The sequence below is a fragment of the Terrabacter sp. AAH1 genome (assembly GCF_054456855.1).
Genome location: NZ_JBTJJV010000018.1, coordinates 36,735 through 51,942, shown reverse-complemented (window position 1 = coordinate 51,942; position 15,208 = coordinate 36,735). Strand labels below are relative to the sequence as shown.

The window sequence follows — 15,208 nt, the reverse complement described above, 5'->3', positions numbered from 1 at the left end:
CATTCTTGCCTGCCTGCCCCGGAACCACGCAACACCGGCCGTATGCCGGTCGGCGCGTCGCGTGGTCGGGGTCAGCTCGCGCGTCCCTGCTTCCAGTACCCCATGAAGGCCACCTGATGACGCGGCATGCCGCCCTCGCCCACGAGCAGGCGCCGGCACGCCTTGACGGTGTCGGAGTCGCCGGCCACCCAGGCGTACGTGTCGTCGGGTCCGAGGTGGGCGGCCTCGTCGGGGGCGCCGGCCACGTCGTCGCCTGACGAGCTGTACAGCGCGGTCTCCCAGACGTCGTCGTCGAGGTCGCCCGCCCGAACGGGCGACGGTTGGTCTTCGACGCGACGGCCGAGGGTGTCCAGGTGCAGGCACTCGCGAAGCGTGGCGACCGTCTGGGTGCCTCGGGGCCGGTCGCCACGGGCGATCCAGTGCGCCTCGATGCCGGGCGGGAAGGGGACGTCGAGGAAGTCGGTGGCGTCGGGCACCTCGACGACGACGACGCCGTCGGCGTCCGCGGGGAGCGCCTCGGCGATCGAGGCGAGGGCGGGCACGGCGGTCTCGTCGGCGACGAGGACGAGCCGTCGTGCGTCGGCGGGCGCGAACTCGATGCCGCCGAACGAGCGCTCGTGACCACGGCGCGGCGCGAGGAGCCCGATCTCGTCACCGACGCGGGCCTCTTCGGCCCAGGTGGCTGCCGGCCCGGCTGCCGCGGGCCCGACCGAGCCGTGCAGCACGAAGTCGACGACGAGCTGTCGCTCGTCACCCTCGCCCTCGACGGCGCGGGCCGTGTAGGTGCGCACGACGCCACGTTCCTCCGCGGGGAGCGCCAGCCAGGCGGCATACCACGCTGCCGGGTCAAGGCGTGGCACGACGTGCCCGGGCGTCGGGATGAGCAGCTTGACGCGCTGGTCGAGCGTCGGCCCCTCGGGGCCCAGGTGCTCGAAACCCTCTCCCCCGAAACGGATTCGCACGAAGGAAGGACTGAGGCGCTCGACGCGGCGCACCGTCGCGGTGAGCAGCAGGAGCGGGTTGACGGCGGTCGTGGTCACGGGGTGGCTCCGGTCTGCTCGGGGGTGGGAGCGGGCACGACGAGCGGAGAGCCCGTCACGGGGTCGGCGATGACTCGGCTGCCGAGCCCGAAGACGCGGGCGACGAAGTCCTCGTCGACGAGGTCGGTAGGGGCACCGCAGCCGACGAGGCGGCCCTCGCGCAGGGCGACGACGTGGTCGGCGTAGCGCGCCGCGAGGTTGAGGTCGTGCAGCACCATGACGACCGTGGTGCCGTCGCGGCGGTTGAGGTCGCGCAGCAGGTCGAGCACGTCGATCTGGTGGGCGACGTCGAGGTAGGTGGTCGGCTCGTCGAGCAGGACGACGTCGGTCTCCTGGGCGAGCGTCAAGGCGATCCAGACCCGCTGGCGCTGGCCGCCGGAGAGCTCGTCGACGTGCCGGTCGGCGAGGTCGAGCGTGCCGGTGGCGTGCATGGCTCGGACGACCGCCTCGTCGTCGGCGGCCGACCATCGGCGCGCGAGCGTGTGGTGCGGGTGGCGGCCGCGGCCGACGAGGTCGACGACGGTGATGCCGTCGGGCAGCGGCGGGCTCTGCGGCAGCAGCGCGACCCGTCGTGCGAACTCCTTCGGCCGCAGGGACCAGATGTCCGCCTCCGCGCCGTCCGTCGCGAGGCGCACCGCGCCCGCGCTCGGCCTGAGCAGTCGGGAGAGGCCGCGCAGCACCGTCGACTTGCCGCAACCGTTCGGACCCACGACCACCGTGACCTGCCCGGCCGGGACGTCGAGGTCGAGACGGTCGACGACCGTGCGGCCGGCGTGGGAGAGCGTGAGCCCGCGGGCGCTCATCGCGAGGGTGCGGGGACCCGCGACGTCGGTGGACGCGGGGGTGAGGGTCGTGGTGGTCATGTCACGCCTTTCCGGCTCGACCCGCGGTGACGAGGACCGCGAGCATGAGGGGGGCACCGAGGGCGCCGGTGACGACGCCGACAGGGAGGTTGACGTCGGGGATGAGGTAGTCGCCCGCGAAGTCCGAGAGCACGACGACGACGGCGCCGACCAGGGCGGCTGCCCAGAGAGAGGGCCGGCCGCCGCACAGGCGCCGGGCGATGGGGCCCGACAGGAAGGCGACGAAGGCGATCGGACCGGTCGCGCTCGTCGCGACAGCCGCCATCGCGACCGCGACCACGAGACCCCGCCGGGCCCGTCCGGCCGGCGCCCCGAGGGTCGTCGAGAGGTCGTCGCCGAGCTCGGCCAGCCGCATCCAGCGAGCGCAGAGGGCGAGGACCGGCGCGAGCACGACCAGCGCGACCGCGAGCAGCCCGATGACCGGCCACGTCGCCCGGGCGAGCGAGCCGGTGAGCCAGACGAGCGCGGCCTGCGCGTCCTGGATCGACGTGCGGGTCATGACGAGCTGGATGACGCTCGAGAGCATCGCCGCGATGCCGATGCCGACGAGGACCATCCGCTGGCCGGCGAGCCCGGTCCCGCGCCCGACGGCATGCATGAGCAGGCTCACGGCGAGCGCGCCGGCGAGGGCCGCCGCGGGCAGCCAGAGCCCTTGGGCGTCGAGCGTCGTGAGGGCGACGACGGCCGCGGCCGACGCGCCGAGGCTGATGCCGATGATGTCGGGGCTCGCGAGCGGGTTGCGGAGCGTCGTCTGGAACATCGCGCCCGCGGCGCCGAAGGCCAGCCCGGCCAGGGCGCCGAGGAGGGCACGGGGCAGCTTGGCCTCCATGACGATGAACGAGGCGCCCGGGGCGTTCGGCAGCGGCTCGCCGCGCACGATGGGCACGAGGTCGGCGAGGGCCACGACGTACTCGCCGAGGAGCACCCGCACGAGCACGGCTGCGCAGGCGGCGGCGGCGAGCGCCGTCAGCACGAGCCGCACCCGGCGGGCCGGCCGGCGCCGTGCGCGCCGCACGCGGTCCACGGCGGAGGATGCGGCGGGCGCCGGGGCAACGGCCGTGGCGGTCACAGGCTCGCCATCCGTCCGCGACGCACGAGCAGCACGAAGATGGGCACGCCGACGACGGCGGTCATGATGCCGGCCTGCACCTCGCTGGGCTGGGCGACGAGTCGGCCGACCGTGTCGGCGAGCAGCAGCAGCGCCGGCCCGCCGACGAGACACACGGGGATGATGCGGCGGTGGTCGGGTCCGACGGCGAAGCGCGCGCCGTGCGCAACGACGAGGCCGAGGAAGCCGATCGGCCCGGCAAGCGCCGTCGAGGCGCCGCAGAGGACCGCGACCCCGAGCGCGACCGCGGCGCGGGCCAGCACGAGGTTCTCACCGAGGCCGCGCGCGAGGTCGTCGCCCAGCGCCAGTGCATCGAGCCGTCGCACGGTGAGGAGGACGAGGGCGAGACCGACGGCGAAGAAGGGCAGCACGGTGACGACGAGATCGAGCCCGCGGCCCCCGATCGTGCCGACCTGCCAGAAGCGGAAGGAGTCGAAGGACTGCTTGCTCGACACGAGGAGTCCCGACGACCAGCTCGCGAGGCCGGCGGTGACCGCCGCCCCCGCGAGGGTGAGCCGCAGCGGCGTCACCCCTCCCCCGGCCAAACCGGCCAGCGCGTGGACGAGCACCGCGGCCAGCCCGGCGCCCGCCATCGCCCACCAGACGTAGCCGGTGAGCGACCCGACGCCGAAGACGGCGATCGCGACGACGACGGCCAGGCTCGCGCCGGCGTTGACCCCGAGCAGTCCGGTGTCGGCGAGCGGGTTGCGGGTCAGTCCCTGCATGGCCGCGCCTGCGACGGCCAGCGCTGCGCCCACGAGGACCCCCACGACGGTGCGGGCGACCCGCGCCTCGATGATGCCCCGGTCGGCGATGCCGTCACCGTCACCGGTCAGCACTCGTGCGACATCGGTGAAGGGAACCGCCTTGGAGCCCAATGTGATCGACGCGAGCACGGCGACGAGGAGCAGCACGAGGAGTACGGCGACGAGCACCGGGCCGCTGCCGGAGCGGGTGGCGGCCGGAGGCGTGACACCCGTCCGGTCGGCGGTCCGTGTGGTGCTCATGAAGCGGCGTCGGCCCTGTCGGCGGCGGCTGCGACGAGCGGGACGAACAGCTCGGTCATGTACGGGATCGACAGCGGGGTGGGCGAGCTCATCGTCAGCCCGACCTTCTCGTCCTTGGTCGCGACCAGGGCGCCGGACCGGATCGCCGGAACCCGCCCGACGAGCGCATCCTCCTTCATGGCGGCGACCTGCGAGTCCTCGGTGACGTAGGTGAGGAACACGTCTGAGGTCAGCGAGGCGGCCTGCTCGGAGCTGACCGTCAGGTAGAACTCCCTGGAGTTCCTGGCCCGCTGCTCGACGAAGGGGGCGTTCTTCATGCCGAGCTCGGTGAGCATCCGCGGACGCAGGTCGCTCGGGGTGTAGAAGCCGATCTGCGAGAGGTCGGTCGGGGCGATGTAGCCGTAGATGAACGTCTTGCCCGCGAGCTGCGGGTACTTCGCCCTGGCGGCGTCGAGCGCGGCGACGGTGCTCTTCTCGACCTCTGCGGCCTGCTTCGTGCGGCCGAGGGCCTTGCCGATCGTCTCGAGGGAGTCCTGCCACGGGGTGCCGTAGGCGACCTCGGGGTAGGCGACGACGGGTGCGAGCTTGCGCAGCTTGTCGTACTCCACCTTCGTGATGCCGGAGTTCGTCGCGAGGATGAGGTCGGGCTGCAGCTTCGCGATCTCCTCGACCGGGTTGCCGTCGGCGTCGTCGAAGCGGGTCGGCTGCACTCCGCCGATGGCGGCGAGCTGCGTGTCGAACCAGTCGGTGGAGAGGTTGGCGTTGCCGCCCCACGTCACCTTGGGGGCGCCGACCGGGGCGACCCCGAGGGCAGCGACGTGGTCGGCGTCGGACCACCCGAGGGTGACGACGCGCTTCGGCTCCTTCGTGATGGTGACGCTGCCGAACGCGTCGGTGAGCGTGACGGGGTATGCCGTCGCGTCGGCCCCTCCCGGCCCGCTCGTCCCGCTGGCGGGGGCCGGGTCGGCGCCGCCGCCGGTGGGTCCGGTGGTGCAGCCCGCGAGCACGAGCAGCGCCGCGGCAGCGGTGAGGAGGGCAGTTCTGAGGCGGGGCACGGCGACGGTCTCTCTCTGAGGTGACGGGAACCCGGTCCACCTCGGACACCCGAGCGGACTTAGGTAAGGCTCACCTTAGTAAGGTCTGCCTAAATCGTGTCAACTCGCCCCAGCTCGGCACCCGGTCACCACGGGATCGGGTGTCCGTCGCGCAGGAAGGCGCCGGACGGACCGCCGTCGGGCAGGACGACAGCCGCGACGACCGAGGCCGCCCCCTCCTCGACCGGCCGCGCGCCCATCTGCTCCGCGCCCGGCCACGTGGCCGTGAGGCCCGGGCAGACGGCGTTGACTAGGACCCCGGTCCCGGCGAGCTCGGCCGCCAGGGTGGCCGTCAGGGCGTTGAGGGCGGCCTTGCTGATGCCGTAGCTCGCGGCGGCACCACCGCGACGGGTGAGGCCGAACTGCTCGTCCCCGTGCGACCCTCCGCCGCTCGAGACGTTGACGACACGTGGGTGCGGGCTCTCCCGCAGCATCGGCAGCAGCGCCTGGACCATGCGCCACGCGCCGAAGAGGTTGGTGTCCATGACGTCTCGCGCCACGTCGAGATCGGCGGCCGAGGCGACCTCGGTCCAGTCGGCGACGTCGAGGCCGAGCCCCAGGGCTCGCACCTCGCCCCGGTCGGACAGCTCGGCCGCCGTCGCCAGAGCCGCGGCCGCGTCACGGCCCGACACGACGACGGTGAACCCCCGCGCGGCGAGGTCGGCGGCGACCTGGCGCCCGATCCCGCGTGTGGCTCCCGTGACGAGTGCGACAGTGTCGGACACGACTTCCTCCTGGGTCCCGGTGAGTGCCACGTCAACGCTGGCACCACCGGGCCGACCCGGGGAAGGTTCCTGTCCACCCTTGACCCACGGCGGCATACGTGATCGACGTATGCCGCTGTGGGCCAAGGGGACTCGCTACAGGGCGCCGCCCAGGGTGACGCCACCGTCGATGGTCAGCGTCTGGCCGGTGATCCACGAGGCGTCGCGGCTGAGCAGGAAGCTGACCGCGCCCGCGACGTCCTCGGGCAGGCCGAGACGCTTCATGGGGTACGCGCGGACGACCTTCTCCTCGCGCCCCTCGTAGAGCGCCTCGGCGAACTTCGTCTTGACCACAGCCGGCGCGACGGCGTTGACGCGCACGTCGGGACCCAGCTCGTAGCCGAGCTCGGTCGTCAGGTGGATGAGCGCGGCCTTGGACACGCCGTACCAGCCGATGACGCCGCTGGCGCCCTGACCGGCGACCGACGCGAGGTTGACGACAGCGCCCGGGTGCTCGGCGTCGCCGAGGCCTGCCGCGACCGCCTTCCTGATCCACGAGAACGCGGCCACGACGTTGACGTCCAGCACCTTGCGGGCGACGTCGAGGCCGCTGTCGAGCATTGGGCCGTAGGCGGGGTTGATGCCCGTGTTGTTGACGAGCAGGTGCAGACCGCCGAACGTCTCACGCGCCGCAGCGACGACCTCGTCCTGGTGCGCCTCGTCGGCGGCGTTGCCGGCGATCCCGAGCGCGTGCTCGGGGCCGCCGAGCTGCTCGACCGCCTCGGCGAGCGCCTCGGGCTTGCGTGCCGTGATGACGACCTTGGCGCCGTCGGCGACGAGCCGCTCGGCGATGCCCAGGCCGATGCCGCGGCTCGCACCCGTGACGATCGCGACCGCTCCGGAGTGGACCCCCATCAGAAGCCGAGGTCCCGGCCGATGAGCTCCTTCATGATCTCGTTCGAGCCGGCCCAGATCTTCGTGACGCGGGCGTCACGCCAGGCGCGGGCGACGCGGTACTCGTTCATGAACCCGTAGCCACCGTGCAGCTGCACGCAGTGGTCGAGCACCTCGTTCTGCACCTGCGAGCTCCACCACTTGGCCTTGGCCGCGTCGACGGCCGACAGCTTGCCGTCGGCGTGGGCCGCGACGCAGTCGTCGACGTACGCCTCGGCGACCTCGATCTTCGTCACGAGCTCGGCCATGAGGAACTTGTTGTGCTGGAAGGCACCGATCGGCTGGCCGAAGGCCTTGCGGTCCTTCGCGTACTGGATCGTCTCCTCGAGGATCTTCTTCGCGTGGGCGACGTTGGAGACGGCGGCGCCGATGCGCTCCTGCGGGAGGCGCTGCATCATCGCGATGAAGCCCATCCCCTCCTCGCCGAGGCGGTTCTCGTCGGGCACGCGCACGTTCTCGAAGAAGAGCTCGGCGGTGTCGGACTCGTCCATGCCGACCTTGTCGAGCTTGCGGCCGTTGTTGAAGCCCTCCATGCCGCGCTCGACCATGAAGAGCGTGATGCCCTTGGCGCCCTTGGACGCGTCGGTGCGGGCGGCGACGATGACGAGGTCGGCCTGGTAGCCGTTGGTGATGAAGGTCTTGGACCCGTTCAGCAGCCACGCGTCCCCGTCGCGGACCGCGGTGGTCTTGAGGGCTGCGAGGTCGGACCCGCCCGAGGGCTCGGTCATCGCAATGGCACAGATGAGGTCGCCGCTCGCCATGCCGGGCAGCCAGCGCTGCTTCTGCTCCTCGGTGCCGAGGTCGACGATGTAGGGCGGGCAGACGTCGGAGTGGATGCCGAAGCACGAGCTCGTCGCGGCGTTGAAGCGCGACATCTCCTCGGCGACGATCGCGTTGAACCGGTAGTCGTCGACGCCGGCGCCACCGAACTCCTCGGGGATGTCGAAGCCGAAGAAGCCCTGCTTGCCGGCCTCGGTCCAGATGTCGCGCGGGATCGACTTGAGCTCGACCATCTCCTCGGCACGGGGGGCGAGCGTGCGGGCGACGAACTCTCGCGCGGAGGCGCGCATCGCCTCGTGGTCCTCGTCGTAGATGTTGCGGGGCATGGCGTCCTCCATCGGGCGTGCTCACGGGTGCGACGCGCCGGTACCGATCGGTAACTAAGCGCTTGCTTAGTCTGACTCCGCTGCGGCATGCTGTCAACGTGCCGCAGCCATCCACGACGTCCTCCGCGACCTCCTCAGCGGCGCCCGCCGCGTCGGGCGCATCGGGCGCGTCGGGCGCGCCGACGTCCGACCCCGACGCGACCACCGTCGACCGCCTGCTGCAGGCTGCCGCCCACGCCTTCGCCGACAAGGGCTTCCACGCCACGACGACCCGCGACATCGCGTCAGGCGCCGGGCTCTCCCCCGCCGGCGTCTACGTCCACTTCGGGTCGAAGGAGGAGCTGCTCTTCAACCTCAGTCGCAGCGGACACGAGTCGGCGCTGCGGCTGCTGCGCTCGGCCATCGCCGAGGGCCCGACGCCCGCCGACCAGCTCGCCAACGTCATGGCACGGTTCTCCGAGTGGCACGTCGAGCAGTACCAGGTCGCGCGAGTGGTGCAGTACGAGCACCACCACCTCACCCCCGAGCACCACGCCGAGGTGCTGGCCCTGCGCAAGGAGATGGACTCCCTCGTGCGCGACGTCCTCGAGCGCGGCGTCACCGACGGCGCCTTCACGGTCGACGACAGCGCCCACACGTCGCTCGCACTGCTCTCGATCGTCGTCGACGTCGCCCGGTGGTACTCCCCCACCATCCGGCGCACGCCGGCCGAGATCGGGTCGACGAACGCTGCCCTCGCCCTGCGGCTCGTCGGCGCCGAGCGCTGACCAGCGAGGACGCGGGGCGGGTGGTGCCGCGCGGGCACAGCGTGCTGCAGGTGCCGGTGCCGCAGCTCGAGCCCTACGTGCGCACGCGCCACGAGCACTACGACCAGGCGTACGTCTCCGACGACCCCGACTTCGGGCACGCGCACGTCACCGCGCTCGCGCCGTTCCTGCCTGCCGAGTCGCTGACCCCCGCGACTCTGGCGGCAGTGGCCGAGATTGCTTGGGAGACAAGGTCATTCGAGTTCACCCTCCAGCGCATCGACACCTTCCCCAACGGCATCGTGCACCTCCTGCCCGACCCTGCGACGTCGTTCGCGTCACTGACCCGACGGCTGTGGGCGGCCTTCCCGGAGTGCCCGCCGTATGCCGGCGAGTTCGGCGACGTGGTGCCGCACCTGACGCTCGACGCCCTCTCGGGGGACGTCACCGAGGCCTCGACGGCGCGGGCGGTCGGTCCGTGGCTGCCGGCCCGCTGCCGCGCCGAGCAGCTGCAGCTCGCGTGGTACGAGCCCGGCGCCTGCCGGGTGCTGCAGACCTGGCCTCTCGGGGGCTGACGAACGCGCGCCGCGCTCAGCAGGGCGTCGCGCCGATGGTGGACGGCGGGGTGACCGCAGCCGCGGCCGGCTGGGGCGCCGCGGGCGCGAGCTCGACGGTGAGCCGCGGGAGGAAGAACTGGACGAGTGGACCGATGGAGACGGCATACAGCACGGTGCCGAGCCCGACGGGGCCGCCGAGCAGCCAGCCCACCGAGAGCACGACGACCTCGATCGTCGTGCGCACGAGTCGGATCGAGAGGCCGGTGCGGCGGGCGAAGCCGGTCATGAGACCGTCGCGTGGGCCCGGGCCGAGCTGGCTGCCGATGTAGAGGCCGCCGGCGACACCGTTGAGCACGATGCCGGACGCGAGCAGCACGATGCGGGCCCAGAGCGACTCAGGTGCCTCGATGAGCGCCAGCCCCGCGTCGGCGGCGAGGCCGATGACGACGACGTTGGCGACGGTGCCGAGACCCGGCCACTGCCGCAGCGGCACCCAGAGCAGCAGCACGAGTGCCCCGACGATGATCGTCACCGTGCCGAACGACATCGGCACGTGCGTCGTGATGCCGGCGTGGAACACGTCCCACGGGTCGAGGCCGAGCGTCGAGCGGATCATCATGGCCATCGAGACGCCGTAGAGGGTCAGGCCCACGAACAGCTGGACGACGCGGCGCGGCAAGCGGCCGGCGCGCAGCTGCTGCCGCGGGGAGAGGTTCGCGAGGGGCACGTGGCGTCTCATGTCGTCCATCCTCAGGGCCACTGGCCTGACTTTTAAGGGCCAATCGTGCAAGAGTGGCCCGATGCGCACCATCTCGGCTCGCTCTCTGGCCCTGCTTCTCGGGACCGACCCGCTCCCCCGGCCGACGTACCGGGGACTGGCCGACGGCATCCGGCGCATCGTCGCGGACGGCCGCGTCCTCGTCGGCACCCGGCTGCCGAGCGAGCGCACGCTCTCGGGCGAGCTCGGGCTCAGCCGTACGACCGTCGGTGCCGCCCTGGACGCGCTGCGCGACGAGGGGTTCATCGCCACCCGCCGCGGGTCCGGCAGCGTCGTCTGCCTGCCCGCCGGCCCTTCCGGCCTCGCGTTGTCGCAGGCCGGCCTCATCCCCACCGACGTGCCACCGGACGTCATCGACCTCACGTATGCCGCCCTCCCGGCCGCGGCGGGCGTCACTGCAGCCTACGAGCGCGCCCTGACCGAGCTGCCCCGCCACCTCGCAACGGCCGGCTACGACCCGAGAGGGCTCCCTGAGACACGCGCCGCGGTGGCTGCCTGGTTCGAGGGCCGCGGGCTGCCCACGTCGCCCGACCAGGTCGTCATCACGTCCGGCGCCCACGGCGGACTGTCCGCCGTCCTGCGCGCGTGCCTCGAGCCCGGCGACCGCGTGCTCGTCGAGAGCCCCACCTACCCCAATGCCATCGTGGGAGTGCGTCGTTCGTCCTACCGCGCGGTCCCGGCCCAGCTCACGCCGACGGGGTGGGACGTCGAGGCCATCGAGGTGGGGCTGCGTCAGAGCGGTGCGCGAGCGGCATACCTCATACCCGACCACCAGAACCCGACCGGTCTCGTCATGGACGGCGACACCCGGGAGGCCCTGGCGCCGGTGCTGGCCCGGTCGAGCACGGTCCCCGTCGTCGACGAAACCTTCGTCGAGCTCGGCCTCGACGACCCCACCGGGTCGGCGCTCCCGCCGCCCTTCGCCCTCACCTCGCGCGGGACGCACACGCTCGGCAGCGCGGGCAAGACGTGGTGGGGTGGGCTGCGGGTCGGCTGGGTGCGGGCTCCCGAGGGCGCCGTGGAGGCGGTCATCGAGGCCCGGCACAGCCTCGACCTGGGCACCGCGATCCTCGAACAGCTCGTCGTGGCCGACCTGCTGCGCCAAGGTGACACGCTGCTCGTGGAACGCCGCCGCGAGGCGCGGGCACGACGCGACGCGCTCGTGGCCGCCCTGCACCGGCACGTGCCGCAGTGGCGGTTCGACGTGCCCAGCGGCGGTCTCAACCTCTGGTGCGAGCTGCCGGCCCCACGCGGCGACGAGCTCGCCCGCGTTGCGGAGTCCGCCGGGGTGCGGCTCGCCCGTGGCGGCCAGTTCGGCGTCGAGGGCGGCCTCACGCGCTGGGTGCGGGTGCCCTTCTGCGTGGCCCCCGACGAGGCCGACGAGGTGGGCCGCCGGCTGGCCGTCGCCTGGCAGCTCGCCCTCGGCGAGCGCCCGACATCACGCGAGGTCACGCCACTGATCGCGTGATCGGCTGCGAGACTGAAGACGTGAGCAGCAGCGGAGCGGGACGCGTGACCAGCTGCCGGTGGGAGCACGGCAAGGTCGTCGAGGAGGGCTTCCCGCTCGACGACGTCTCCGAGCACCTGGGCGACGAGGCGTCGCTCGTCTGGGTAGACCTGTGCGAGCCCGACCACGTGGGGCTGCTCGCCCTCGCCGAGGAGCTGGGCCTGGACCCGCACGCGGTCGAGGACGCGGTGACGGCCGGCGAGCGCCCCAAGGCCACACGGCACGCGCGCCACACGTTCCTCACCGTCTATGCGGCGAAGCTCGACACGGCCACCGCGCCGTCAGAACCCCTGACGCCCAGCGCCGTGCGCCTCGACCCGACGGCTCGCGAGTCGCGCCTCCGGACGACCCGCATCTCTGCCTTCGTGCTGCCACGTGGTGTCATCACGGTGCGCAGCGACGACTCGTTCGACCTGCAGCCGGTGGTGGAGCGCTGGAACGACGACCCCGAGCTGCTGCGGCTCGGCGTCGGCGCGCTCGTGCACGGGCTGCTCGACACCGTCGTGGACGGGCACTTCGAGGCGATCCAGCAGCTCGACGACGCGATCGAGGGGCTGGAGGATCTCCTCTTCGACGAGAGCGGCAACGTGCACGCCGTACAGCTGCGCACCTACCGGCTGCGCAAGGAGCTCGTCGAGCTGCGCCGCGCCGTGCTGCCCATGCGCGACGTCGTCAACGCCGTGCTGCGCCACCGCAGCGACCTCGAGCAACGCCACCCCGAGCTCGACGGGTTCTACGACGACCTCTACGACCACGTGCTGCGCGCGGCCGAGTGGACCGAGTCGCTGCGCGACATGGTGACCACCGTCTTCGAGACCAACCTGTCACTGCAGGACGCCCGCCTCAACACCGTCATGAAGAAGCTCACCGGGTGGGCCGCCATCATCGCGGTGCCCACGGCCGTCACCGGGTGGTACGGCCAGAACGTGCCCTACCCCGGTTTCGGCCAGCCGGTGGGAGTGCTCGTCAGCGCGGCCGTCATCCTCGGGATCGCTGCCACGCTCTACGTCGTCTTCCGGCGCCGGAACTGGATCTGACCCCGCGAGAGCCGGCCCCGGGTCGACGGTCACGAGCAGCCAGCACGAGTCGCGGCACGACGACGGGCCGGGCACCGAGGTGCCCGGCCCGTGGCCTGCGACGGCGAGGCCGCAGGGTCTCAACCTGGTGTCAGTCGCGCGTCAGCTTGCGGTAGGTGACGCGGTGCGGGCGCGCCGCCTCGGGGCCGAGCCGCTCGACCTTGTTGGCCTCGTAGGACTCGAAGTTGCCCTCGAACCAGTACCACTTCGCCGGGTCGTCCTCGGTGCCCTCGTAGGCGAGGATGTGCGTCGCGATGCGGTCGAGGAACCACCGGTCGTGGGTGATGACGACGGCGCAGCCGGGGAAGTCGAGCAGGGCGTTCTCGAGCGAGCCGAGGGTCTCGACGTCGAGGTCGTTGGTGGGCTCGTCGAGCAGCAGCAGGTTGCCTCCCTGCTTGAGGGTCAGCGCGAGGTTCAGACGGTTGCGCTCACCACCCGACAGCACGCCCGAGAGCTTCTGCTGGTCGGGACCCTTGAAGCCGAACTGCGACACGTAGGCCCGCGACGGGATCTCGACGTTGCCGACCTTCATGTAGTCAAGCCCGTCGGAGACGATCTCCCAGAGGTTCTTCTTAGGGTCGAGGCCCTCACGGCCCTGGTCGACATAGGAGATCTTGACGGTCTCGCCGATCTTGACCTCGCCCGAGTCGGGCTGCTCGAAACCGACGATCGTCTTGAAGAGCGTCGACTTGCCGACGCCGTTGGGGCCGATGACGCCGACGATGCCGTTGCGTGGCAGCGAGAACGAGAGGTTGTCGATGAGGACGCGGTCGCCGAAGCCCTTCTTGAGGTTCGTGACCTCGATGACCGTGGAGCCCAGACGCGGGCCCGGGGGGATCTGGAGCTCCTCGAAGTCGAGCTTGCGGGTGCGCTCGGCCTCGGCGGCCATCTCCTCGTAGCGGGCCAGGCGCGCCTTGCTCTTGACCTGACGGCCCTTGGCGTTGCTGCGGACCCACTCGAGCTCGGTCTTGAGACGCTTGGCGAGCTTCGCGTCCTTCTTGCCCTGGATCTGGAGGCGCTCGGACTTCTTCTCGAGGTAGGTCGAGTAGTTGCCCTCGTAGGGGTAGAGACGCCCGCGGTCGACCTCGGCGATCCACTGTGCGACGTTGTCGAGGAAGTAGCGGTCGTGGGTGACGGCGATGACGGCGCCCGGGTAGCCCTCGAGGTGCTGCTCGAGCCAGAGCACCGACTCGGCGTCGAGGTGGTTGGTGGGCTCGTCGAGCAGCAGCAGGTCAGGCTTCTGGAGGAGCAGCTTGCACAGCGCAACGCGTCGGCGCTCACCACCGGAGAGGTTGGTGACCGGCGAGTCGGCCGGCGGGCAGCGCAGGGCGTCCATCGCCTGCTCGAGCTGGCTGTCGAGGTCCCACGCGTCGGCGTGGTCGATGTCCTCCTGCAGCTTGCCCATCTCAGCGAGCAGCGCGTCGTAGTTGGCGTCGGGGTCGGCCATCTCGGCGGAGATCTCGTTGTAGCGGTCGAGCTTCGCCTTGATCTCGCCGGCGCCCTCCTCCACGTTGCCGAGGACGGTCTTCTCCTCGTTGAGCGGCGGCTCCTGGAGCAGGATGCCGACGCTGGCGCCGGCGGCGAGGCGGGCCTCGCCGTTGCTCGGCTGGTCGAGTCCGGCCATGATCTTGAGGATCGTCGACTTGCCCGCACCGTTCGGACCGACCATGCCGATCTTCGCGCCGGGGTAGAACGACATCGAGACGTCGTCGAGGATGACCTTCTCGTTGTGCGCCTTGCGCGCACGGGTCATGGTGTAGATGTACTCGGCCATGCGCACACGCTATCTGTCTGCGCACGCCCCACCGAAATCGGTGCCGCCCTGCCAGGACGGCTGCGGGCTGCGGCGACGGGAGTGGTCCGGCCGCCGCAGCCGTGCGCCTTCGTCACGGGCACCGACGACTCAGGCCGAGGCGCCGACGACCTCGTAGTCGTCCGTCTCGGGGTCGCCCGTCGCGAGGACCCCGGCATCCCGCCCGGCCTCGGTGCCGATGGCGTCGACGTCGGGCTGGTAGTCGTCGTCGACCACGCCGTCGGCGTCGACGTAGTCGGGCCGGTCGCCGACGGCCTGACCGCCGCCCAGCGCCCGCACGGCCTGCTGGACGTCGGGGTCGGCGGTGCGGTCGTGGCCGAGCGCGGCCGCGCGGCTGACGCGCTCGAAGCTCGCGCGCCCCCAGGTGAAGTCGTGCCCGATGTGGTCTGCGTCGATCTGGGGAGAGGTGTGCGCGTTGCCGTCGTTCCCGATGTAGGTCCTGATCGCGAGCTTGCCCTCGACGAGGACGGGCTGGCCCTTGCGCAGCCCCGCTGTCGTGTTGGCCGCGAGCGCGTTGAAGGCGATCACGTCGTAGAAGCTCGTCTCGCCGTCGACGAACTTGCCGTCCGCGGTGCGGCGGTAGGGCGTCGTCGCGACACGGAACGTCGTGTACGGGGAACCGTTGCGCGCGACGCGCTCGACGGGCTCGCTGACGACGTTGCCGTGCAGGGTGATGCGGATCTCGTTCACTGGTGGGCTCCTTGGCTCGTGCGTGACGGCTGGGTGCCGCCTGCAGCCCACCCTCGGGTCAGGTCGTCGGCTGCGACAGCCTGCGCGTCGCCGCTGTGGACAGCAGGGCCGGGCGCCGAGGGGATGTGGACGACCCATCTGCAGGCCTCGCGCCGAGGTGTCTCG

Annotated in this window: 15 protein-coding genes; 4 read left to right on the top strand and 11 right to left on the bottom strand. The window is 71.9% G+C overall.

All coding sequences use genetic code 11. From position 1 onward, the window contains the following. Positions 1-71: 71 nt before the first annotated feature. The 8 genes from ACXR8F_RS19955 to ACXR8F_RS19920 form a co-directional block, all read right to left on the bottom strand. Positions 72-1,040: a siderophore-interacting protein gene (locus ACXR8F_RS19955; RefSeq protein WP_458803172.1), complete on the bottom strand. Its 969-nt coding sequence runs from the start codon at positions 1,038-1,040 to the stop codon at positions 72-74. Continuing rightward, positions 1,037-1,903, bottom strand: a complete 867-nt coding sequence (locus ACXR8F_RS19950) for an ABC transporter ATP-binding protein (RefSeq protein WP_458803170.1) — start codon at positions 1,901-1,903, stop codon at positions 1,037-1,039. Before ACXR8F_RS19950 ends, ACXR8F_RS19955 begins: the two co-directional genes overlap by 4 nt. Position 1,904: 1 nt before the next feature. Next, entirely contained in the window at positions 1,905-2,927 is a 1,023-nt protein-coding gene (locus ACXR8F_RS19945) for a FecCD family ABC transporter permease (protein ID WP_458803168.1), read from the bottom strand. A gap of 41 nt (positions 2,928-2,968) precedes the next feature. Further along, positions 2,969-4,018, bottom strand: coding sequence for a FecCD family ABC transporter permease (locus ACXR8F_RS19940; protein ID WP_458803167.1), 1,050 nt, complete (start codon positions 4,016-4,018; stop codon positions 2,969-2,971). Further along, a complete protein-coding gene (locus ACXR8F_RS19935) occupies positions 4,015-5,073 on the bottom strand; it encodes an iron-siderophore ABC transporter substrate-binding protein (RefSeq protein ID WP_458803165.1) in 1,059 nt (352 codons plus the stop codon). The genes ACXR8F_RS19940 and ACXR8F_RS19935 overlap by 4 nt, the downstream gene beginning before the upstream one ends. Before the next feature lie 125 nt (positions 5,074-5,198). Beyond that, entirely contained in the window at positions 5,199-5,837 is a 639-nt protein-coding gene (locus tag ACXR8F_RS19930) for an SDR family NAD(P)-dependent oxidoreductase (protein WP_458803163.1), read from the bottom strand. Between the two features lie 135 nt (positions 5,838-5,972). Then, entirely contained in the window at positions 5,973-6,731 is a 759-nt protein-coding gene (locus tag ACXR8F_RS19925) for an SDR family oxidoreductase (protein ID WP_045190182.1), read from the bottom strand. After that, on the bottom strand, positions 6,731-7,876 hold the full coding sequence (locus tag ACXR8F_RS19920; RefSeq protein WP_458803160.1) for an acyl-CoA dehydrogenase family protein: 1,146 nt from the start codon (positions 7,874-7,876) through the stop codon (positions 6,731-6,733). Before ACXR8F_RS19920 ends, ACXR8F_RS19925 begins: the two co-directional genes overlap by 1 nt. A gap of 98 nt (positions 7,877-7,974) precedes the next feature. On the opposite strand from ACXR8F_RS19920, the gene ACXR8F_RS19915 reads away from it, so the two are divergent. Both ACXR8F_RS19915 and ACXR8F_RS19910 read left to right on the top strand, forming a co-directional pair. Further along, positions 7,975-8,643: a TetR/AcrR family transcriptional regulator gene (locus ACXR8F_RS19915; RefSeq protein WP_458803159.1), complete on the top strand. Its 669-nt coding sequence runs from the start codon at positions 7,975-7,977 to the stop codon at positions 8,641-8,643. 23 nt (positions 8,644-8,666) lie between these two features. Next, the gene (locus tag ACXR8F_RS19910) at positions 8,667-9,197 is read left to right on the top strand and encodes a 2'-5' RNA ligase family protein (protein WP_458803157.1); all 531 of its coding nucleotides are present in this window, start codon (positions 8,667-8,669) and stop codon (positions 9,195-9,197) included. A 16-nt stretch (positions 9,198-9,213) separates the two neighbouring features. Here the strand turns inward: ACXR8F_RS19910 and yczE are convergent, their stop codons facing one another. Then, the gene (yczE, locus tag ACXR8F_RS19905) at positions 9,214-9,918 is read right to left on the bottom strand and encodes a membrane protein YczE (protein ID WP_458803156.1); all 705 of its coding nucleotides are present in this window, start codon (positions 9,916-9,918) and stop codon (positions 9,214-9,216) included. A 61-nt stretch (positions 9,919-9,979) separates the two neighbouring features. Between yczE and yczR the strand changes: the two genes are divergently transcribed. Continuing rightward, positions 9,980-11,425, top strand: coding sequence for a MocR-like transcription factor YczR (gene yczR / locus ACXR8F_RS19900; protein WP_458803155.1), 1,446 nt, complete (start codon positions 9,980-9,982; stop codon positions 11,423-11,425). A 20-nt stretch (positions 11,426-11,445) separates the two neighbouring features. Then, positions 11,446-12,501, top strand: coding sequence for a magnesium transporter CorA family protein (locus ACXR8F_RS19895; protein WP_458803153.1), 1,056 nt, complete (start codon positions 11,446-11,448; stop codon positions 12,499-12,501). Positions 12,502-12,631: 130 nt separating this feature from the next. Here the strand turns inward: ACXR8F_RS19895 and ettA are convergent, their stop codons facing one another. After that, the gene (ettA, locus tag ACXR8F_RS19890; protein ID WP_458803151.1) at positions 12,632-14,314 is read right to left on the bottom strand and encodes an energy-dependent translational throttle protein EttA; all 1,683 of its coding nucleotides are present in this window, start codon (positions 14,312-14,314) and stop codon (positions 12,632-12,634) included. A 129-nt stretch (positions 14,315-14,443) separates the two neighbouring features. Continuing rightward, positions 14,444-15,043 (bottom strand): single-stranded DNA-binding protein, encoded by a 600-nt coding sequence (locus tag ACXR8F_RS19885; protein WP_045190189.1) that lies wholly within the window; start codon positions 15,041-15,043, stop codon positions 14,444-14,446. Between the last annotated feature and the right edge of the window lie 165 nt (positions 15,044-15,208).

Coding starts and splice junctions, on each gene's coding strand:
- ACXR8F_RS19950 (WP_458803170.1), bottom strand. CDS start 1,903: ATGACCACCACGACCCTCACCCCCGCGTCCACCGACGTCGCGGGTCCC.
- ACXR8F_RS19940 (WP_458803167.1), bottom strand. CDS start 4,018: ATGAGCACCACACGGACCGCCGACCGGACGGGTGTCACGCCTCCGGCC.
- ACXR8F_RS19925 (WP_045190182.1), bottom strand. CDS start 6,731: ATGGGGGTCCACTCCGGAGCGGTCGCGATCGTCACGGGTGCGAGCCGC.
- ACXR8F_RS19920 (WP_458803160.1), bottom strand. CDS start 7,876: ATGCCCCGCAACATCTACGACGAGGACCACGAGGCGATGCGCGCCTCC.
- yczE (WP_458803156.1), bottom strand. CDS start 9,918: ATGAGACGCCACGTGCCCCTCGCGAACCTCTCCCCGCGGCAGCAGCTG.
- yczR (WP_458803155.1), top strand. CDS start 9,980: ATGCGCACCATCTCGGCTCGCTCTCTGGCCCTGCTTCTCGGGACCGAC.
- ettA (WP_458803151.1), bottom strand. CDS start 14,314: ATGGCCGAGTACATCTACACCATGACCCGTGCGCGCAAGGCGCACAAC.